The 20,850-nt window shown below is 73.9% G+C and carries 15 protein-coding genes; 13 read left to right on the forward strand and 2 right to left on the reverse strand.

The window, feature by feature from the left end; all coding sequences use genetic code 11:
• Positions 1-142 precede the first annotated feature (142 nt).
• Positions 143-1,771 (forward strand): eCIS core domain-containing protein, encoded by a 1,629-nt coding sequence (locus tag ACZ6D7_RS23625; RefSeq protein ID WP_469493936.1) that lies wholly within the window; start codon positions 143-145, stop codon positions 1,769-1,771.
• Positions 1,772-1,829: 58 nt separating this feature from the next.
• Here the strand turns inward: ACZ6D7_RS23625 and ACZ6D7_RS23630 are convergent, their stop codons facing one another.
• Positions 1,830-2,255 (reverse strand): VOC family protein, encoded by a 426-nt coding sequence (locus ACZ6D7_RS23630; protein WP_469493938.1) that lies wholly within the window; start codon positions 2,253-2,255, stop codon positions 1,830-1,832.
• A gap of 209 nt (positions 2,256-2,464) precedes the next feature.
• Here ACZ6D7_RS23630 and ACZ6D7_RS23635 point away from each other — a divergent pair, with 209 nt between their 5' ends.
• The 12 genes from ACZ6D7_RS23635 to ACZ6D7_RS23690 all read left to right on the forward strand — a co-directional run bounded on the left by ACZ6D7_RS23635 (position 2,465) and on the right by ACZ6D7_RS23690 (position 18,721).
• On the forward strand, positions 2,465-3,646 hold the full coding sequence (locus ACZ6D7_RS23635; RefSeq protein ID WP_469493940.1) for an ROK family transcriptional regulator: 1,182 nt from the start codon (positions 2,465-2,467) through the stop codon (positions 3,644-3,646).
• Positions 3,647-3,826: 180 nt separating this feature from the next.
• Complete coding sequence (locus ACZ6D7_RS23640; protein WP_469493943.1) at positions 3,827-5,344, forward strand: sugar ABC transporter ATP-binding protein; 1,518 nt, start codon at positions 3,827-3,829, stop codon at positions 5,342-5,344.
• On the forward strand, positions 5,341-6,360 hold the full coding sequence (locus ACZ6D7_RS23645; protein WP_469493945.1) for an ABC transporter permease: 1,020 nt from the start codon (positions 5,341-5,343) through the stop codon (positions 6,358-6,360). The genes ACZ6D7_RS23640 and ACZ6D7_RS23645 overlap by 4 nt, the downstream gene beginning before the upstream one ends.
• Positions 6,361-6,377: 17 nt before the next feature.
• Positions 6,378-7,442, forward strand: a complete 1,065-nt coding sequence (locus ACZ6D7_RS23650; protein ID WP_469493948.1) for a substrate-binding domain-containing protein — start codon at positions 6,378-6,380, stop codon at positions 7,440-7,442.
• A gap of 61 nt (positions 7,443-7,503) precedes the next feature.
• Positions 7,504-8,679 (forward strand): Gfo/Idh/MocA family protein, encoded by a 1,176-nt coding sequence (locus ACZ6D7_RS23655; protein WP_469493951.1) that lies wholly within the window; start codon positions 7,504-7,506, stop codon positions 8,677-8,679.
• A gap of 12 nt (positions 8,680-8,691) precedes the next feature.
• A complete protein-coding gene (locus ACZ6D7_RS23660) occupies positions 8,692-9,690 on the forward strand; it encodes a sugar phosphate isomerase/epimerase family protein (protein WP_469493954.1) in 999 nt (332 codons plus the stop codon).
• 294 nt (positions 9,691-9,984) lie between these two features.
• Positions 9,985-12,213 carry an MMPL family transporter gene (locus ACZ6D7_RS23665; RefSeq protein ID WP_469493957.1) on the forward strand — a complete coding sequence of 743 codons (2,229 nt, stop codon included), beginning with the start codon at positions 9,985-9,987 and terminating at the stop codon, positions 12,211-12,213.
• Between the two features lie 256 nt (positions 12,214-12,469).
• The gene (locus tag ACZ6D7_RS23670) at positions 12,470-13,687 is read left to right on the forward strand and encodes a sensor histidine kinase (RefSeq protein ID WP_469493961.1); all 1,218 of its coding nucleotides are present in this window, start codon (positions 12,470-12,472) and stop codon (positions 13,685-13,687) included.
• On the forward strand, positions 13,684-14,367 hold the full coding sequence (locus ACZ6D7_RS23675; RefSeq protein WP_469493964.1) for a response regulator transcription factor: 684 nt from the start codon (positions 13,684-13,686) through the stop codon (positions 14,365-14,367). Before ACZ6D7_RS23670 ends, ACZ6D7_RS23675 begins: the two co-directional genes overlap by 4 nt.
• A gap of 394 nt (positions 14,368-14,761) precedes the next feature.
• The gene (locus ACZ6D7_RS23680) at positions 14,762-15,532 is read left to right on the forward strand and encodes a TetR/AcrR family transcriptional regulator (RefSeq protein ID WP_469493967.1); all 771 of its coding nucleotides are present in this window, start codon (positions 14,762-14,764) and stop codon (positions 15,530-15,532) included.
• A 43-nt stretch (positions 15,533-15,575) separates the two neighbouring features.
• On the forward strand, positions 15,576-16,460 hold the full coding sequence (locus tag ACZ6D7_RS23685) for an LmeA family phospholipid-binding protein (protein WP_469493970.1): 885 nt from the start codon (positions 15,576-15,578) through the stop codon (positions 16,458-16,460).
• Positions 16,461-16,582: 122 nt separating this feature from the next.
• Positions 16,583-18,721: an ATP-binding SpoIIE family protein phosphatase gene (locus tag ACZ6D7_RS23690; protein WP_469494129.1), complete on the forward strand. Its 2,139-nt coding sequence runs from the start codon at positions 16,583-16,585 to the stop codon at positions 18,719-18,721.
• Between the two features lie 38 nt (positions 18,722-18,759).
• On the opposite strand, the gene ACZ6D7_RS23695 is transcribed toward ACZ6D7_RS23690, so the two are convergent.
• Positions 18,760-20,847 (reverse strand): SpoIIE family protein phosphatase, encoded by a 2,088-nt coding sequence (locus ACZ6D7_RS23695; RefSeq protein ID WP_469493973.1) that lies wholly within the window; start codon positions 20,845-20,847, stop codon positions 18,760-18,762.
• Between the last annotated feature and the right edge of the window lie 3 nt (positions 20,848-20,850).

Raw genomic sequence — 20,850 nt, forward strand, 5'->3', positions numbered from 1 at the left:
TCCCCCTCCCGCCTCCCGCCTCCCGCCTCCCGCCTCCCGCCTCCCGTACGGCCGTGGGGGGGGGGGGGGGGGGCCCCCCCCCCCCCCCCCCCGGCCCCCCCCCCCCCCCCCCCCCCCCCCCCCCCCCCCCCCCCCGGAACCGGTGCTTCCGCTGTCCCCGGACGGACTTCTCGCCCTCCAGCGCGCCGCCGGGAACGCGGCCGCCACGCGCTCCGTCCAGCGGGTGCGCCGTACGGAGCAGGACCGGCACGAGCACGGTCCCGGATGCGGCCACGCGGAGAACACCACCGCGGTGCAGCGCTCCGCCGTCGACGAGGTCCTGTCCTCCGCGGGACAGCCGCTCGCCGCTCCGCTGCGGTCGGAGATGGAGGCCCGCCTCGGCGCCGACTTCTCGGCCGTACGCCTGCACACCGGCGCCGTCGCCCGGCGTTCCGCCGCCGACCTCGGGGCCCGCGCCTACACCTCCGGGCACCATGTCGTCATCGGGGACGGCGGCGCGGACAAGCACACGCTCGCCCATGAACTCACCCATGTCATCCAGCAGCGCTCCGGCCCGGTCGCCGGCACGGACAACGGGGCGGGGCTGCGGGTCAGCCACCCGGCGGACCACTACGAACGGGCCGCCGAGGAGAACGCGCTCCGGGTGATGAGCGGGCCGGCGCCGGCGCTCGACGGCGCGGCGGGCGGGCCGGCCCGGCAGGACGTCACCGACGCCGAGGACGGCCCGGCCGGGACCCGCCCCGTGCAGCGGATGATCCATCAGGAGCCGAGCTATGTGGCGTCGGCGGGCGGCAAGGTATCCCTGACCAACCGTGGCGACATCGACGTCGAGGAGCACGACGGGGAGCCCCACGTCCGCGTCTACCAGACCGTCTTCGCGCCGGTCATGAACGGCGGCGGCCACAAGGACGTGCACCAGCGCGGGGACGGCTCCATCGACTTCCGCAACCAGCAGGACGCCGCCTGGCTGAACATGGGCCGCCCCTGGCGGTCGATGCACTACGTGCGCACCTACCAGGACCAGAAGAACCGCAGCGACCCGAGCGGGTTCGCCGCGCCGACGGCGCAGACCACGACCCTGGTGAGGTCCTTCCTCGTCCCCCTGGAGACCTACCGGCGGGTGACCGGGAACGCGGTCAGCGAGAAGCAGATCAAGTCCGCCCATGACCCGGACAACCTCAGCCAGAGCACGGACAAGGCGAAGGACTCGGACCAGTACGAGATCCGCGGGGCGTGGATGAGCGAGGTCGTCGGGACGGCGGTGGCCAACTCCCTCGTCACCTATGCCCCCGACGGCCTGGTCGCACAGGTCGGGCAGGACACCCGGCACGGCACGGTCCTGCCGATGAGCGCCCTGCTGGGCCGGCTGAGCATGCCGGACTTCGAGGACTTCCCCGAGTACCGGCCGGCCGACCGGCGGCAGAGCGACGGGCTCGTCCTCCCGCTCGACAAGGGCAAGATGCCCAAGGCCTCGGCGCAGGACGCGCAGATCGAGCGCCTGGCCGAACTGATCGGCGCCGCGTTCCCGAAGGACCGGAACACCACGACCCGCCGGGCCAAGGACGCCCGGACCGAGCTGAAGCGGCTCTGCGGACTGTCGGGGGTCAAGGACCGTGACGTCGACTGGGAGGCGCTCCGCGACCGGGTGCGGCGGGCGATGAACTACGCGGGGATGCCCGCCGTGCTCGCCGAGGTCTACTCCGAGGCCAAGGACAAGGCCGCACAGCCGGACGGAGGAGGCTTCCCGGTCCGCAACTTCGGCGGCAAGTGATCACGTCGGCGGCAAGTGATCACGTCCGCGTCACCGACGGCCCCCACAGCTGGGCCGGTCAGCGGACCGGCTGGCCGATGCCCAGCAGGTTCCCCTCGCTGTCGCGGAACCAGGCCCCGCGCTCACCGCGGGCGCCCTTGCTCGGGTAGTTCCCCTCGACCTCGGCGATCCCGTCGCGCGTCCGCAGTCCGGGCACGTCGACGTCCTCGAACACCACGCCGCGCCGCCTCATCTCGGCGACGGCGGTGTCGATGTCGTCGACCTCGAAGGCCATCTGGGTGAAGGTGCCGGGGGAGGCGCCCGTCGACCGGTACAGCACGAACTCCGTGCCCGCGCACCGGTACAGCAGCCCGCCGGGCCGCTCGTCGACGGGCTCCAGGCCGAGCCGCTCGGCGTAGAAGCGCCGGGCCCGGTCCAGGTCCTGGGTGGGCAGCCTGGTCGCCACGCGCGCCCCGGCCAGAAGGTCCGTCCTGTCTGCGTCCATGTCTCCACTGTGCCGCGTACGGCGGCCCGCGCGGCGGAGGCGACCGGCGCGCCTCGGGAGGCCCACGGGGAGATCTTTGTCCTGTGAGTGGAGAAAGCAGCGTCGAATCGGTGCACGACTTCTTCCCAGAGTCGGCAGCCGCTGCTACGTTCCCTTCGAAAGCCAGTCACTGGTGGCCGAATTGTGGCGGGGAGGGGTTCGTGAGACGTATGACGGCACGACCGGCGAACGCGCACCAGTCCCGCCTGCTGAAGCTGTTGCGCGACGGCGGCCCCCACTCCCGTGCCCAGCTGGGCGACCGGGTCGAGCTGTCCCGGTCCAAGCTGGCCGTGGAGGTGGACCGGCTGCTGGAGACGGGCCTGGTGGTGGCCGACGGACTCGCCGCCTCGCGCGGCGGCCGCCGCTCGCACAACGTCAGGCTCAACCCCGGCCTGCGCTTCCTCGGCGTCGACATCGGCGCGACCTCGGTCGACGTCGCCGTCACCAACGCCGAGCTGGAGATCCTCGGCCATCTGAACCAGCCGCTGGACGTCCGCGAGGGGCCCGTCGCCGTCTTCGAGCAAGTCCTGGAGATGGCCGGGAAGTTGAGGGCCGCCGGGCACGCCGAGGGCTTCGACGGCGCCGGCATCGGCGTCCCCGGACCCGTCCGGTTCCCCGAGGGCGTGCCGGTCGCCCCGCCGATCATGCCGGGCTGGGACGGCTTCCCCGTGCGGGAGGCGCTCAGCCAGGAACTCGGCTGCCCGGTCATGGTCGACAACGACGTGAACCTCATGGCGATGGGGGAGCAGCACGCCGGAGTCGCCCGGCCCGTCGCCGACTACCTCTGCGTCAAGATCGGCACGGGCATCGGCTGCGGCATCGTCGTCGGCGGTCAGGTCCACCGCGGCACCACCGGCAGCGCGGGCGACATCGGCCACATCCAAGCCGTGCCCGACGGCCGCCCCTGCGCCTGCGGCAACCGGGGCTGTCTGGAGGCCCACTTCAGCGGCGCCGCCCTGGCCCGGGACGCGGTGGAGGCGGCCCAGCAGGGCCTCTCCGCCGAACTCGCGGCCCGGCTGGAGGCGAACGGCACCCTCACCGCCGTCGACGTCGCGGCCGCGGCCGCCGCGGGCGACGCCACCTCACTCGACCTGATCCGCGCGGGCGGCACCCAGGTCGGCCAGGTCATCGCCGGACTCGTGTCCTTCTTCAACCCCGGCCTGGTGGTGATCGGCGGCGGGGTGACCGGCCTCGGCCACACCCTGCTCGCCGCGATCCGCACCCAGGTCTACCGCCAGTCCCTGCCACTGGCGACCCGCAACCTGCCCATCGTCCTGGGTGAACTGGGACCCACCGCCGGTGTCATCGGCGGGGCCCGCCTGATCAGCGACCACCTCTTCTCACCCGCGTAGGCGATCACCGCCGCCCGATTCCACTCGACGCTCACCCGGCCGGACGCTCGCCCGGCCCGACGCTCACCTCACCCGGCACGGCGCCCTGCCCTGCCGTGCCCCGCCGCAGAAGACCACCGCCCCAGGATTCGCTCAGCCCTGCCCTGACACCGGCCCGCACGTCCGCCGAGGGGAACCCACATGGCACCCGAACCACCCCTGCTCAGCATGTCCGCGATCACCAAGTCGTTCCCCGGCGTCCGCGCCCTGGACGGCGTCGACCTCGACGTCCAGGCCGGCGAGGTGCACTGTCTGCTCGGCCAGAACGGCGCCGGCAAGTCCACCCTCATCAAGGTCCTGGCCGGCGCCCACCAGCCGGACGGCGGCACCATCCGCTGGCGCGGCGAGCCCGTCACCCTGCGCTCGCCGATCGCCGCCATGCGCCTCGGCATCGCCACCATCTACCAGGAACTCGACCTGGTGGAGCACCTGTCGGTGGCGGAGAACGTCCACCTCGGCCATGAGCCGACGACCGCCGGGTTCGTCGTCCGCGGCAAGGCGGCCAAGGCGTCGACGGCCGCGTTGCTCGGGCGACTCGGCCACCCGGAGATCGATCCGGCGGGCCTGGTGGGGGAGTTGCCGGCGGCCCAGCGGCAGATCGTCTCCATGGCCCGGGCCCTCTCCCACGACGTACGGCTCATCGTGATGGACGAGCCGTCCGCCGCGCTCGACCCCGACGAGGTCGACAACCTCTTCCGGATCGTCGGCGACCTCACCGCCGACGGCGTCGCCGTCGTCCACATCTCCCACCGCCTGGAGGAGATCCGGCGCATCGGCGACCGGGTGACCGTGCTCAAGGACGGGCGGGCGGTCGCGGGGGGACTGCCCGCCCGGACGACTCCGACGCGGGACGTCGTCGCCCTGATGACCGGCCGCAGCGTCGAGCACGTCTTCCCCGAGCGGCCGGTGGAAGCGCCCGCCGGGCCTCCCGTGCTCCAGGTCCGCGGCCTGGCCCGGGACGGCGAGTTCGCGCCGCTCGACCTCGACCTGCGGCCCGGCGAGATCGTCGGCCTCGCCGGACTGGTCGGCTCCGGGCGCTCCGAGATCCTGGAGACGATCTACGGCGCGCGCAGGCCGACGGCGGGTCACGTCCTCGTCGACGGAAGGCCGTTGAAGCCCGGCAGTGTGCGGGCGGCCGTCCGCGCCGGACTCGGGCTCGCCCCCGAGGAGCGCAAGGCGCAGGCGCTGCTGATGCTGGAGTCCGTCACCCGGAACGTCTCCGTCTCCACCCTCCCCCGCTTCGCGCGGGCCGGCTGGATCGACCGGAGTGCCGAGCGCCGCGCCGCCCGCGCCGCCACGCGCGAGCTGTCGCTGCGCCCCGACGATCCGGACGTCCCGGTGCGCACGCTCTCCGGCGGCAACCAGCAGAAGGCCGTCCTCGCCCGCTGGCTGCTGCGCGGCTGCCGGGTGCTGCTCCTGGACGAACCCACCCGCGGCGTCGACGTCGGCGCCCGCGCCGAGCTGTACGCCGTCGTACGCCGGTTGGCCGACGAGGGCCTGGCCGTGCTCCTCGTCTCCAGCGAGGTGCCGGAGGTCCTCGGCCTCGCCGACCGCGTCCTGGTGCTCCGTGAGGGCCGGGTCGTGCACACCGCGCCCGCCCGGCAGCTCGACGAACACCGTGTCCTCGACCTCGTCATGGAAGGAAGCCCGGCGTCATGACGCAGCACGCCTCCCCGCCCCGGGACGCCACCGACAAGATCCCGTCGGCCGGCCGCCTCCCGTCCTGGCGCCTCCTGTCGGCGCGCGCCGACGTCCGCACCCTGTCGCTGCTCGGCGTGCTCGCCGTCCTCGTCGTCATCGGCGGGGTGACCCAGCCCGACGCGTTCCTCGACACCCGCAACCTCCAGCTCGTCCTCACCCAGGCGTCGGTGATCGGTGTCGTCACCGTCGGCATGACCTTCGTCATCACCTCCGGCGGCATCGACCTCTCCGTCGGCGCGATCGTCGCCCTCGCCTCCGTGTGGGCGACCACCGTCGCCACCCAGGAGTACGGCTTCGCCGGGATCCTCTTCACGGCGGTGGTCGTCGGACTCGGCTGCGGACTGGTCAACGGACTGCTGGTCGCCTACGGCGGGATGGTCCCCTTCATCGCGACCCTCGCCATGCTCGCCTCGGCCCGCGGGCTCGCCCTCCAGATCACCGACGGCCGCACCCAGGTCGTCACCGTCGACTCGGTCCTCCGCCTCGGCGAACGCGACTCCTACGTGCTGGGCGTCCCGCCTCTGGTCCTGGTGTTCGCGCTGGTGACGGTCGTGGGCTGGCTCGTGCTCAACCGCACCACCTTCGGCCGCCGCACGGTCGCCGTCGGCGGCAACGCCGAGGCCGCCCGGCTCGCCGGCATCGACGTGCGCCGCCAGCGGCTCCACCTCTACCTGCTGTCCGGTCTGTGCTGCGGTATTGCGGCCTTCCTGCTGGTCGTCCTGTCCGGCTCCGGCCAGAACACCAACGGCAACCTCTACGAACTCGACGCGATCGCCGCCGCGATCATCGGCGGAACCCTGCTCAGCGGGGGCCGCGGCACCATCACCGGCTCCGTGCTCGGCGTCCTGATCTTCACCACGATCACCGACATCTTCGCCCTGAACAACCTCCAGAGCGACGTCCAGCAGATCGCCAAGGGCGCGATCATCGTCGCCGCCGTCCTGGTCCAGCGCCGTACCGCGAACACGACCTGAGGAAAGGGTTCACCGCCATGCCAGAGCACACGAGCCGTGCCACCGACGTCCGCACCAGCCGCAGAGGACTTCTCCTCGGGACCGCCGCGGTCTCCGCCGGCGCCTTCCTGACGGCCTGCACCAGCAACGAGACCAAGGACCAGAGCCCGGCCGCCGACACCCGGCCGGCCGCCGACGACAAGCCCGGCAAGCATGTCACCATCGGCTTCGCCGGACCCCAGGCCGACCACGGCTGGCTCAACGCCATCAACGACAACGCCGAGAGCCGCGCGAAGAAATACTCCGACGTCTCCCTGGAGATCACCGAGGGCTCCAACGACACCGCCCAGCAGATCGGCCAGATCGAGACCCTCATCAACAAGAAGGTCGACGTCCTGGTCGTCCTCCCCGCCGACGGCAAGGCCCTCACCCAGGTCGGCCTGAAGGCGATGCGGGCCGGCATCCCGGTCGTCAACCTCGACCGGATCTTCAACTCGGCGCAGGCGTACCGCTGCTGGATCGGCGGCGACAACTACGGCATGGGCCTCAGCGCCGGCCACTACATCGGCGAGAAACTCAAGGACAAGCAGGGCGCCAAGGTCGTCGAACTGGCCGGCCTGGACAACCTGGAGCTGACCAAACAGCGCACCCAGGGCTTCGACGACGCACTGAAGAACTACCCCAACATCCGCAAGGTGGCCCGTCAGGCGGCCGAGTTCACCGTCGAGACCGGCCAGGCCAAGATGGCCCAGATCCTCCAGGCGCAGCCCGAGTTCGACGCCCTGTGGAACCACGACGACGACCAGGGCGTGGGCGCGCTGCGCGCCATCGAGCAGGCCGGCCGGGACGGCTTCCTGATGGTCGGCGGGGCCGGCGCGCTCTCCGCCTTCCAGGCCATCAAACAGGACGACGGCGTCCTCAAGGCGACCGTCCTCTACCCGCCGACCATGGCCGCCTCCGCCATCGACCTCGCCCGTGCCCTCGGCCAGGGCAAGGGCGTCGGCGGCCTCGCCGAGTACGAGATCCCCGCCTCGATCACCCTCTACTCGGCCGTCGTCGACAAGGACAACGTCGACCAGTACATGCCCACCGGCTTCCGGTGAGGCGCCCCGCCCGCACCCCCCACCGTGCCACGAGGAACCGGACGAAGAGGAGGACGAGCGCATGGAACCGAACCCGGGGCAACTCCCGCTGCGCGTCGGCATGGTCGGATACGCGTTCATGGGCGCCGCCCACTCGCAGGGCTGGCGCACCGCGGGCCGGGTCTTCGACCTGCCCCGGCAGCCGGTCCTCGCGGTGCTCTGCGGACGCGACTCCACGGCCGTGCGCGCGGCAGCCGACCGGCACGGCTGGGCGGCCGTCGAGACCGACTGGCGTGCGCTGATCGCCCGTGACGACGTCGACCTCGTCGACATCTGCACGCCCGGCGACAGCCACGCCGAGATCGCGCTCGCCGCACTGGCCGCCGGCAAGCACGTCCTGTGCGAGAAGCCCCTCGCGAACACCGTCGAGGAAGCCGAGGCGATGACCCGCGCGGCCGAGACGGCCCAGGCCCGCGGCCGGTCGGCGATGGTCGGATTCAACTACCGCCGGGTGCCCGCCACCGCGCTCGCCCGGCGGATGGTCGCCGACGGCCGACTCGGCACCCTGCGCCATGTCCGGGTGACGTACCTTCAGGACTGGCTGGTGGACCCGGAGTTCCCGCTGACCTGGCGGCTGCGCCGGGAGATGGCCGGCTCCGGCTCGCTCGGCGACCTCGGCGCGCATATCGTCGACCTCGCCCAGCACCTGGCGGGGGAGCGGCTGGCCGGCGTCTCCGCCCTCACCGAGACCTTCGTACGGCACCGCCCGCTGCCCGCCGCCGAGGGGCGCGGCACCGGCACCGTCACCGTCGACGACGCCGCCCTGTTCACCGGCCGCTTCGCCTCCGGCGCCCTCGCCTCCTTCGAGGCCACCCGGTACGCCACCGGCCGCAAGAACGCCCTGCGCATCGAACTCAACGGCGAGCGCGGCTCGTTGGCCTTCGACCTGGAGCGGCTCAACGAGCTCTGGTTCCACGACGCCACCGCCCCGGGCACCGAGGCGGGGTTCCGCCGCATCCTCGTCACCGAACCCGACCACCCCTACCTGGACGCCTGGTGGCCGCCGGGCCACGGCCTCGGCTACGAGCACACCTTCGTCCACCAGGCCCGCGACCTCGTCCACGCCATCGCCGAGGGCCGCCGCCCCGACCCCTCCTTCGCCGACGGACTCCAGGTACAGCGCGTCCTCGCGGCCGTGGAGGAGAGCGCCGGGAAGAACTCCGTCTACACGCCCGTCCACACGACCGTCCCCGACTGAGGAGGCCCGCCCATGCCGCGCCCGTTCACCCTCTTCACCGGCCAGTGGGCCGACCTGCCCCTGGAGGAGGTCTGCCGCCTGGCCCGCGACTTCGGTTACGACGGCCTCGAACTCGCCTGCTGGGGCGACCACTTCGAGGTCGACAAGGCCCTCGCCGACCCCGGCTACCTCGCCTCCCGCCACCAGCTCCTCGACAAGTACGGCCTGAAGTGCTGGGCGGTCTCCAACCACCTCGTCGGCCAGGCCGTCTGCGACGCCATCATCGACGAACGCCACCTGGCGATCCTCCCGGCCGAGGTGTGGGCCGACGGCGACCCCGAGGGCGTACGGCGACGCGCCGCCGAACGGATGCGGGACACCGCCCGCGCCGCGGCCGCGTTCGGCGTCGACACCGTCGTCGGCTTCACCGGCTCCGCGATCTGGCACCTCGTCGCGATGTTCCCGCCCGCCCCCGAGGCCATGATCGAGCGCGGCTACGAGGACTTCGCCGAGCGCTGGAACCCGATCCTCGACGTCTTCGACGCGGAGGGCGTGCGGTTCGCGCACGAGGTCCACCCCGGTGAGATCGCCTACGACTACTGGACCACCCGGCGCGCCCTCGAGGCCGTCGGCCACCGCGCCGCCTTCGGCCTCAACTTCGACCCCTCCCATTTCGTGTGGCAGGACCTCGACCCGGTCGGTTTCCTCTGGGACTTCCGCGACCGGATCTACCACGTGGACTGCAAGGAGGCCCGCACCCGCTTCGACGGGCGCAACGGCCGCCTCGGCTCCCATCTGCCCTGGGGCGACCCGCGCCGCGGCTGGGACTTCGTCTCGGCCGGCCACGGGGACGTGCCCTGGGAGGACGTCTTCCGCATGCTGCGCTCCATCGACTACCGGGGGCCCGTCTCGGTCGAGTGGGAGGACGCCGGCATGGACCGGCTCCAGGGCGCCCCCGAGGCTCTCGCCCGCCTCAGGGCGTACGACTTCGACCCGCCCTCGGCCTCGTTCGACGCGGCCTTCTCCCGCTGACCCGGCTCCCACACCTCCCGCACCTCCCACACGCCGCGCTCCGCCGCGCGCGCTGACGGGCACGGGCCGGGACCCACCGCACAACCCACCGCAGGACTCGCGGGAGCACCCGCGCAGCCACCCACGCCGTCATCCCCACGCCGTACGCGGCCCTCCTCCTTCAGGAGGACGGGAGCGGGCCGTCTCGTGCAGCCTCACCAGGCGGCAGTGCCAGCACGGGCACGATGCCCCGGCACACCCGCGCGCGACAGGCTGGTCGCCCATCCAAGACCAGACCCTGGAGACCCGTTTCTCGTGGCTATCTTGCTCTATCGGCTGGGCCGGACCGCCTTCCGGCGGCGCTGGCTGGTGACCCTGTTGTGGGCGGTGCTCCTCGGGGCCGTCGGGGCCGGCGCGGCCACGGCCCCCGCCGCCTCCGACGACGCCACCTCCTTCATGCCCGGCATCGAGGCGCAGAAGGCGTTCGACCTGATCGGGGAGCGCTTCCCCGGCTCGGACGCCGACGCCGCCACCGCACGGATCGTCTTCATCGCGCCCGACGGCGAGAAGGTCACCGCCGCCGCCCACCGGGCCGCCGTCGACACGTTCGTCACGGCGGCCGCCGACGAGCCGGCGGTCGCCGCCGCCGTGAACCCCTTCGAGGCGGGCGCGGTGAGCAAGGACGGCTCCACCGCCTACGCCACCGTCGACTTCGAGGTGGCCTCCGACGACCTCACCGACGCCGACAAGGCCGCGCTGGAGCGAGCCGTCGACGAGGCCCGTGACTCCGGCCTCACCGTGGAGGCCGGCGGCAGCGCGCTCGCCGAGCAGCCCGCGGCGGGCGCTTCGTCCGAGGTCATCGGTATCGCGCTCGCCGCGGTCGTCCTGCTGATCACCTTCGGCTCCCTGGCCGCCGCCGGCCTGCCGCTGCTCACCGCGCTCATCGGCGTCGGCGTGGGCATGGCCGCCATCATGGCTCTGGGCGGCGTCTTCGGGCTGACGGCGACCACCGGGACGCTCGCCTCGATGCTCGGCCTGGCGGTCGGCATCGACTACGCCCTGTTCGTCGTCTCCCGCTACCGGGAGGAGCGCGCGAACGGACACGCCCCGCACGAGGCGGCCGGCCTGGCCGTCGGCACGGCCGGCTCCGCGGTCGTCTTCGCCGGTCTGACGGTCGTCATCGCCCTGGCCGGTCTGTCGGTGATCGGAGTCCCGATGCTGACCAAGATGGGTCTGTGCGCCGCCGGCGCCGTGGTCCTCGCCGTCCTGGTCGCCCTCACCTTGGTCCCCGCGCTGCTCGGCATGTGGCCCGAGGCGGTGCTCTCCCGCGCCGCGCGCAAGCGCGGCCTCGCCGCCGACCGTGCCGCCGCCGGCCCGGACAACGGCGGTTCCCGCTGGGCGCGGTTCGTGCTGCGCCGCCCGGTGGCCGTGCTGCTGGTGTGCGTCGCGGGCCTGGGCACCCTCGCCCTGCCCGCCACCCAGCTGGAACTGGGCATGCCGGGGGCCGAGTCCAAGCCGGTCTCGTCGACGGAACGGCGCGCCTACGACGCGCTCGCGGACGGCTTCGGCGCGGGCTTCAACGGTCCGCTGACCGTCGTCGCGGACGTCAAGGGGGTGGCCGACCCCAGGGCCGCCGTGAACCGGATCGTCCGGGCGATCGAGGGCACCGACGGGGTCGTGTCCGTCTCCGCCGCCCGGTTCGACCCGGCCGGTGACACGGCGCTCTTCTCCGCGGTCCCGGCCACCGGTCCGAACGACGAGGACACCGAGTCCGTCGTCCGCGCCATCCGTGCCGAACGCGCGGGCCTGGAGCGGGAGACCGGGGCGACGTACGAGGTCACCGGCAGCACCGCGATGAACATCGACGTCGCGCAGGCACTCCAGGACGCGCTCGTGCCCTACCTGGCCGTCATCGTCGGCCTGGCGCTGGTCCTGTTGCTGGTGGTGTTCCGTTCCGTGCTGGTGCCCGTGAAGGCCGCCCTCGGGTTCCTGCTGTCGGTGCTGGCCGCCCTCGGCGCCGTCGTGGCGGTCTTCCAGTGGGGCTGGGGCGCGGGACTGCTCGGCGTGGAGCAGTCCGGTCCGATCATGAGCCTGATGCCGATCTTCCTGGTGGGCATCGTCTTCGGCCTGGCGATGGACTACGAGGTGTTCCTCGTCGCCCGGATGCGGGAGGCGTACGTCCACGGCGACCGCGCGCCCCAGGCGGTGGTCACCGGCTTCCGGCACAGCGCGCGGGTGGTCGCCGCCGCGGCGGTCATCATGATCGCGGTGTTCTCCGGGTTCGTCGGCTCCGGCGAGTCGATGATCAAGACGATCGGCTTCGGGCTCGCCGTCGCCGTGCTGTTCGACGCGTTCGTCGTCCGGATGGCGCTGGTGCCCGCGGTGCTCGCGCTGCTCGGCGACAAGGCGTGGTGGACGCCCCGCGCGCTCGACCGGCTGCTGCCGCACGTCGACGTCGAGGGAGCCGGGCTCACCGCGCGGCGCGCGTCCGGCGCCGGACCGGAGGGCAGCGAGCCCGCACCCCGCGAACCCGCCCGCACCTGACCCGTCCCGCACCTGACCCGTCCCGCACCTGACCCGTCCCGCACCCGCGGTCCGCACGGCGGCGCCCCGCACGGCGGCGCCCCGCACGGCGGCGCCCCGCACGGCGGCGCCCCGCACCGCGGCGCCGCGGCCCGCGTACGCCCCCGCACCCCACGTCGGAACCCACCCCCAGTAACCCCACCTCGGAACCCACGCCCAATACCCCACCCCCGATACCCCACCTCAGTACCCTGCCCTGGAACCCCTTCGGAGCGTGATGAGCACACACTGGCAGCGTCGGGCGGCGGCCCGGCCGAAGGCCGTCGAGGCCGCGTGGCTCGCCCTGCTCCTCGCCTTCACCGTCTCCGGCACATTCGTCACCCGGGCCGTGATGTCCGAACAGCCCGCCCTGTGGCCCGGCGTCGCCCTGTCCGCCGTGGCCTGCGCGGCCCTGCGGTGGCGTCGCGACCGCCCCCTGCCGGTCCTCGCCGTCACCCTGCTGTGCGTGGTCGGCCAGGCCACCCTCGGCTACCTCCTGACCCCCCTGCTGATGGGCCCGCTGCTGGTCGCGCAGTACACGGTGAGCGTGGGCACCTCCCGCCCCGCCACCCGGGGCAGCGCGCCGACGGCCGCCGCCGTCATCGTCGTCACGGGCCTGTGCCTGCCTTCCTTCCGCGTGTCGCCGGTGCTGATCTTCGTCAACCCGCCGGCCTGGGTGCTGCTGTCGGCGGCCGTCGGCGGCTACGTCCGGGTCCGGCGCGCCTACGCGGCGGCCCGCGCCGAGCACGCCGCCCGCGAGCGGGAGGAGGAGGCACGGCACCGGGTGATCCAGGAACGCATGCGCATCGCACGGGAGTTGCACGACGTCGTCGCCCATCACCTCGCCCTGGCCAGCGCCCAGGCCGGCACCGCCGCGCATCTCTCCCGGACCCACCCGGACCAGGCCTTCGAGATCGTCGACCGGCTCGCCGAGACCGCCGCCGCCGCCCTGAACGAGCTGAAGGCCACCGTGGGCCTGCTCCGCCAGGACAGCGACGGCGCGGACGACCTGACGCCCGCGCCCGGACTGCGGCACCTGCCCGACCTGGTCGACGCCTGCGCCACGGCCGGACTGGAGGTCACCGTCACCGTCGAGGGAACGCGCCGACGCCTCACCCCCGGCCTCGACCTGACGGCCTACCGGATCCTCCAGGAGGCACTCACCAACGTCACCAAGCACGCCACCGCCCGCACCGCGCGGGCCCGGCTCGCCTACACCCCGCACCACCTCACCCTGACCGTCACCAACGACACCACCGACGGCACCACCAACGACACCGCCCCCGGCCGTCCCCCGGCCGCGCCGCGCTCCGGACACGGCTTCGGCCTGCTCGGCATGCGCGAGCGCGCCCAGGCCGCGGGCGGCACCTTCGACGCCGGCCACCGCCCGCAGGGCGGCTTCGAAGTGGCCTGCGCCCTTCCGCTCGACCGCCCCGACGAAAGCCCCGCCCCATGACGATCCGCGTCCTGCTCGCCGACGACCAGGCCCTGCTCCGGGCGACCTTCCGCATCCTCATCGAGTCGGTCGAGGACATGACCGTCGTCGCGGAGGCCGCCGACGGTCAGGAGGCCGTCGACCTCGCCGTGGCGCACAAGCCCGACGTGGTCATCATGGACATCCGCATGCCCCGTCTCGACGGGGTGGCCGCCACCGCCGCGATCTGCGCCCGGCCCGAGCTGTCGGCGACCCGCATCCTCGTCCTCACCACGTTCGAGAACGACCGGAACGTGGCCAAGGCCCTGCGCGCCGGCGCCGGCGGCTTTCTCGGCAAGGGCGTCAGCCCCGAGGTCCTGCTGGCCGGCATCCGCACCGTCGCGGCCGGCGAGGCCCTGCTTTCTCCGGGCGCCACCCGGGCGCTCATCACCCGCTTCCTGGCCGCCCCCGACACCGACGACTCCCTCACCCTCCCCGACGTCCTCAAGGCCCTGACCGAACGCGAGCGCGAGATCACGGCCCTGGCCGCGCACGGCAGGTCCAACGCCGAGATCGCGGAGCAGCTCGTCCTGAGCCCGCTGACCGTCCGCAGCCACATCCAGCGGGCCATGACCAAGCTGCACGCCCGCGACCGCGCCCAGCTCGTCGTCATCGCCTACCGGAGCGGCCTGGTGAAGCCTCCCCCGCACTCCGGCCTCTGACCCGTGTCCCAGGCGGTCAGCCGGTCCAGGACGCCGGGCCCGTCCACCGCCCGGTTCATCAGGGCGAGCACCGTGAGCTGGAGCGCGGCGAGGGCGCCGTACACGGCCAGGGCGGCACGAAGGGAGCGCGGGGGAGGCGGCCGGGACGCGGGGCGGCGACGGGGGGACGAGCCGGGGGACCACCGGCGGGATCGCCTGGGGGATCGCCGGCCGTACGGACGGGGTCGGGGACGACTGCGGTCGGGTGGGGCACGGTTCATCCGCCTCGGGCGCTCGGTGGACACGTCGTCCGCTGTACGCGCGGGGGCCGCGCCGGGGTTGACGCGCTGAGGCGAAGATCACGTCATGTTGCACACCGGTGGGCAAGGAGGGCACGCTAGTTTTCTGCTCACGGATGTGCAAATACTGCGCCCCTTCCCACAGGACTTCCGCACCGAGGTGCCGACGTGCCCCCCGACCAGCCGCCGCCCCTTCCGCCCCGGCCCCTTCCACCCCCACCACTCCCGCCGCGGCCCGCACCCGCACCCGCATCCTGGAAGCGGCCCGGCGGGAACTGGGCCGCGACCCCGACAGCAGCCTCGCGGAGATCGCCGAGGCCGCCGGAGTGGCCCGGCGCACGGTCTACGGCCACTTCGCCGGCCGCGCCGCGCTCGTCGCGGGACTCACGCAGGACGCCGCGGCGGCGGTCCGGCGCGCGATCGCCGTCAGCGCCCCGCCCGACCCCGACGCCGACGCCGACCCCGACCCCGACGCCGACCCCGACGCCGACCCCGACCCCGACCCCGTGCGGGACCTGGCCCATGTCGTGCTCACCCTCTGGCCGGTCGGCGACAGCTACCGCGCGCTCATCGGCCTCGCCCACCAGGGCCCCGACCTCGACCGGGTCGGGGCGCTCCTCGCCCCGGCCCGGGACACGGTCACCGGGATCCTCGGCCGAGGGCAGCGGCAGGGTGTCTTCCACACCTCCATGCCGCCCGGCACCCTCTGCCGCGTCCTCGAAGGCGCCCTGCTGGCACTCCTCGCCGCCGTCAACACCGGGCTCTGGGCCGACGACGGCACCGGAGCCGCGACGGCCGCCCTGATCGCCGCCGGGGTGGACGGCGACCGCGCGGCCGCCACCGTCCACCGCCTGTACGACACCCCGCCGCTCCCTCCGCCCCACTGACCCCGCGCCCCACCGACCCCGCCGACCCCGCCAAGGAGGGCCCATGGCCCCGTACCGGTCCCCGCAGAGCCACAGCGACGACCACCCGTACGACCCCTACGACCCGCACAACCCCTACGGCCCGTACGGCGATGTCCCGCACGAGCCCTACGACCCCGACGACCCCGACGAGCCCCACGCCCCGTCCCCGCCCCGCCGGCGAAGGCGACAGCGCCGCGCCGTCCTCGCCGGCGCGGCGCTCGCGCTGGTCCTCGTCCCCGTCGCGGTCGACCGTGCCGTGGCGGCGCGCATCGAGTCGAACACGGCCCGCGCGTTCCAGCGGGGCATGGACACCCCGCTGCCGCCCGAGGTCCACGTCCGGGGCTTCCCCGTGCTGACCCAGGCGGCTTCCGGCACCCTGCGCGAGGTCGACATCACGGCCCACGACATCCCCGCGTCCGGCACCGACCGCCCGCTGCCGGTGAGTCAACTCTCCCTGCGGCTGGAGGGGTTGACGAAGTCGGACGACGACGGCGAGGCACGGGCGCGCAGCGCGGAGGCGACCGCCTCCCTGTCGTACGCCGACGTCTCCGGGGTCCTCGGCCTGGAGATCTCCCAGGGCGGCCGTCCGGGCCAGGTGCGCGCGGCCGTCCTGCTGCCCCTGGGCAAGGAGGTCACCGTGACCACGACCGTCGCGGCGGTCTCCGGCAACCGCGTCGCCTTCAAGGACTTCACGGTGACGGGCGGAGCGCTGCCGGGCGTCGGCGGCGCGCTGCCGGACAAGGTCTTCGAGCGGCCGATCGAGCTGCGGAACATCCCCGAGGGGCTGCACCTGCGCTCGGTCACCACCACGGCGAGCGGCCTCGACGCCCGCTTCTCCGGCCGCTCGGTCACCTTCCGCCCCGACGACGCGGCGCGGGACGGCACCTCGCTCCGGGAGGCCGCCTGAGGGCACCGCGGGCCCCGCGCGCTCCCGGCGGTGCGGATACGCCCGTACGGCGTAACGTCATCCTTGTGGACGCCACCACCGACGCACTGGTGGCCCGCGCCGCGCACCGGCTCGGCTCGGGCATGGACGGGCTGATCGCGGAGGTGGAGCGGTGCCTGCGAGGGGAGGTCCCCGAGCTGTGGGACGCCCCGGACATCGGCCGGATGACGTCGGAGAACATCGCCGAACACATCACCGGCGTGCTGACCGATCTCGCGCAGGGCATCGAACCGAGCCGGATCGTGCCCCCGAGCGCCGACGCCGAACGCGCGCGCCGGCTCGCCCGGCACGGCATCTCCGTCAGTGCCCTGCTGCGCGCCCACCGGCTCGCCCAGAGCATCGTCGTCGACCGGATGCTCGCCGAGGTGCCCGCGCTCACCGACGACACCGCGCTGGCCGCCGCGGCCGCGCGCCGGATGATCAAGACCGGGACGCGGTACGTGGACCGCTCCTCCGAGCAGGTCGTGGCGGCCTTCCAGGAGGAGCGCGACCGCCGGCTGCGGTGGCGGCTGTCGCTGGTGAACGAGGCCAGCATGTGCGTCGGCACCACGCTGGACATCGCCCGCACCACCCAGGAACTGGCGGACGTCGTCGTCGAGCACTTCGCCGACTCCGTCACCGTCGACCTGCTCGATTCCGTCCTGCGCGGCCACGAGACCGCCGAGGAGGACCCGCCGGTGGTGTGCCGGGTCGCCCGGCGGTCGGTGGCGGAGGCGGAGGCGGTGGCCGACGACGTCCCGGACGCGGCGATCCCATCGGACGGTCCGCACACCTTCCCGGCCGGATCACCCCCGGCCCGCGCCCTGGCCACCGGACAGCCCTCCCGCCACCACCCGCGGGAGGCGCCGGCGCCGGAGGGTCCCCCGGCCGCCCGCGACCACGTCCATTCCACCCTGGTCGTCCCCCTGCGCGCCCGCGGCACCACCCTGGGCGTGGCCCAGTTCTTCCGGTACCGCGACCCCGACCTCTTCGACGACGAGGACCTGCTGCTCGCCCAGGAGATCGCCGCGAGGGCGGCGGTGGCCGTGGACAACGCCCGCCGCTACACCCACGCCCGCGCCGCCGCGCTCGCCCTCCAGCGCAGCCTGCTCCCGCGCCGCACCCCGCGGCAGTCCGCCGTGGACGTCGCCTGGCGCTATCTGCCCGCCGGCGCCGAGGCCGGCGTGGGCGGCGACTGGTACGACGTCATCCCGCTCTCCGGCGCCCGGGTCGCCCTGGTCGTCGGCGACGTGGTCGGCCACGGCGTCCACGCCGCCGCCACCATGGGCCGGCTGCGCACCGCCGTGCGCACCCTCGCCGACATCGACCTGCCGCCCGACGAACTCCTCACGCACCTCGACGACGTGGTCCTGCGGCTGTCCGCGGAGGCCTCCGACGAGCCCTCCGAGGAGCCCTCCGACGAGCCCGGTGACGCCGGCGACGGAGACATCGGCGCCACCTGCCTGTACGTCGTCTACGACCCCGTCTCCCGGCGCTGCGCCATGGCCCGCGCCGGCCATGTGCTGCCCGCCGCGCTGCGCCCGGACGGCACCGCGGAGATCCTCGACCTGCCGCCCGGCCCACCCCTCGGCCTCGGCGGACTGCCCTTCGAGGCGGCCGAGTTCGACCTGCCCGAGGGCAGCCTCCTCGCCCTCTACACCGACGGCCTGATCGAGGCCCGCGACCACGACCTCGACGCCGGTCTCGCCCGGCTGCGCCACGTCCTCACCCACTCCGGGCCGTCCCTGGAGGCCACCTGCGACCGGGTCCTCGACGCCCTCCTGCCGGCCCGCCCGCAGGACGACGTGGCCCTGCTGCTGGCCCGGACCCGCGTCCTCACCGAACGCCAGGTCGCCGGCTGGGAACTGGACGCGGACCCCGCCTCCGTCGCCGCGGCGCGCTCGGGCGTCGCCCGGCAGCTGAGCGCCTGGGGACTGGAGGAGCTGGACTTCACCACCGAACTCGTCGTCAGCGAACTGGTCACCAACGCCATCCGCCACGGCCGGCCGCCCATCCGGCTGCGCCTCATCCACGACCGCTCCCTGCTGTGCGAGGTCTCCGACTCCGGCAGCACCACCCCGCATCTGCGCCGCGCCCGGACCTTCGACGAGGGCGGCCGTGGCCTGTTCCTGGTCGCACAGCTCGCCGACCGCTGGGGCACCCGCCACGCCCGGTACGGCAAGACGGTCTGGGCCGAACTGAACGAGTCCGACGGCTTCCCGGCGGCCCTGGCGTTCGCCTGAGCGGCCCCGGTGTTCGCCTGAGCGGCACTGGCGTTCGGCTAGGGCGTCCCGTAACGCGTCTCGACCGCGCGGGCGACGAGAAGGGCGACGTCGTCGTGGTCGTCGGGGTGGCGCAGGCCGTACAGCAGGAGGTCGCAGATCTGCTCCAGGGGCCGCCCGGGTTCGTCCAGGAAGCCCAGGAGGACGTTCAGGCGGTCGTCGATGGGGTGCTGCCGGGTCTCGACCAGGCCGTCGGTGTAGAGGACCAGCAGGTCGCCGGGGTTCAGGGCGGTCGTGGTGGTCTCGAAGGCGATGCCGCCGACGCCGAGCGGGGCCCCGGGCGGCAGGTCGAGCAGCACCGGGGCCTGTCCGGGGCGGGCCAGCGCGGGCGGCATGTGCCCGGCGTTGGCCATGCGGCACCGCCCGGTGCGGGGGTCGTACACGGCGTACAGGCAGGTGACGATGTAGTGCTCCAGATCGCAGGTGATCTTGTCCAGGTGCTGGAGTATGTCGCCGGGGTCGAGGTCGAGGTCCGCGTAGGCGCAGGTGGCGGTGCGCAGCCGGCCCATGGTGGCGGCGGCGTCGATGCCGTTGCCCATGACGTCCCCGACGACCAGCGCGGTCTTGTCGTCGGTCAGCGGGATGACGTCGTACCAGTCGCCGCCGACCTCGCTGGTGGCCTGCGCCGGCTGGTAGCGGGAGGCGACCTCGAGGCCGGTGTGGTGCGGCGCGTGGTCGGGCAGCAGACTGCGCTGGAGGGTGAGGGCGGTGTTGCGCACGCTCTGGAACCAGCGGGCGTTGTCGATGGCCACGGCCGCACGGCCGGCCAGCTCACTGGCGAGGACCACGTCGTCGTCGTCGAACGGCAGCGGGTTGCGGGTCCGCTTGAGGTCGAGGGCGCCGAGCACCTCGCCGTGCGCGATCAGCGGCACCGCGAGATACGAGTGGACCCCGGCCCGCGCCAGCATCGCGGCGGCCTCGGCGTCCCGGGCGATCCGCGGGATGTCCCGGTCGCCGACGTGCCGCACCAGCACCGGGCGGCCGGTGTGCACGCACAGGGTGACCAGGCGGTCCCCCTCGTAGGACGCGATGTCACCGGGCGGGTCGGCGGCCCGCAGCGCCACCGTGGGGTGGGCCGCCTTGAGGGCGAGGGCACGGAACAGCTCCGGGCCGTTGTCCGGTCTGCGGGAGCGGCGCAGGGCCAGCGCGGAGTCGAGGACGTCCACGGCTACCACGTCGGCGAGCTGCGGGACGGCGATCTCGGCCAGTTCGTGGGCCGTGCGCTCCACCTCCAGCGTGGTGCCCACCCGGGTGGAGGCGTCCGCGATGAGGGCGAGCCGCCGCCGCGCCCGGTCGGCCTCCGCGGCCGCCCGGTGCCGTTCGGTGACGTCCACGACGGACACGGCCGCGCCCAGGACCCGTCCGCCGGGGTCCTCCAGCCGGTAGAAGGACAGCGACCAGGCGTGCTCGTGGTCGGGATCGGTGCGCGGGGTGCCCACGTGGTACTGGTCGAGCAGTGGTGTGCCGGTGGTGAGCACCTGGCGCAGCGCGGACTCGATGGTGTCGACGTCCGGGAGCGGCAGGGTCTCGCCGAGGTGCCGGCCGACGTGGTCCTCGGCGGGGATGCCGTCGATCCGTTCGAGCGCGGGGTTGACCAGCACGTACCGCAGATCGGGGTCCATCAGGGCGAGGCCGATCGGGGACTGGTTGATCAGCCGCTCGCACAGCGCGAGGTCGGTCTCGACGCGCTGGAGCAGGGCGTGGTCGGCCGCGATGCCCAGGGCGTAGACGTCCCCGAGGTCGTCCTGGAGGCGCATGTTGCGGAACTCCATCAGCCGGTTGCTGCCGTCCTTGTGCCGGATGGGGAAGGCCCCGGCCCAGCTGCGGCCGGTCTCCAGCACCTCCGTGAACAGCCGTACCACGGACTGGAGATGATCGGGATGGATGAACAGCCGCGCCGCGTACTTGCCGAGTGCCTCCTGCGCGCTGTAGCCGAACAGCTCCTCCGCCTGCGGGGTCCAGAAGACGATGCGTCCCTGGATGTCGACGACCATCGCGGACACGCTGAGCACGTCCAGCAGACCGGTGCGCGCCGGCGCCTCGGAGGGGTGTGGGCCACCGTCGGACCCGAAGGGTTCGGTTGTCATCCC

This window comes from Streptomyces sp. NPDC041784 (assembly GCF_055591025.1).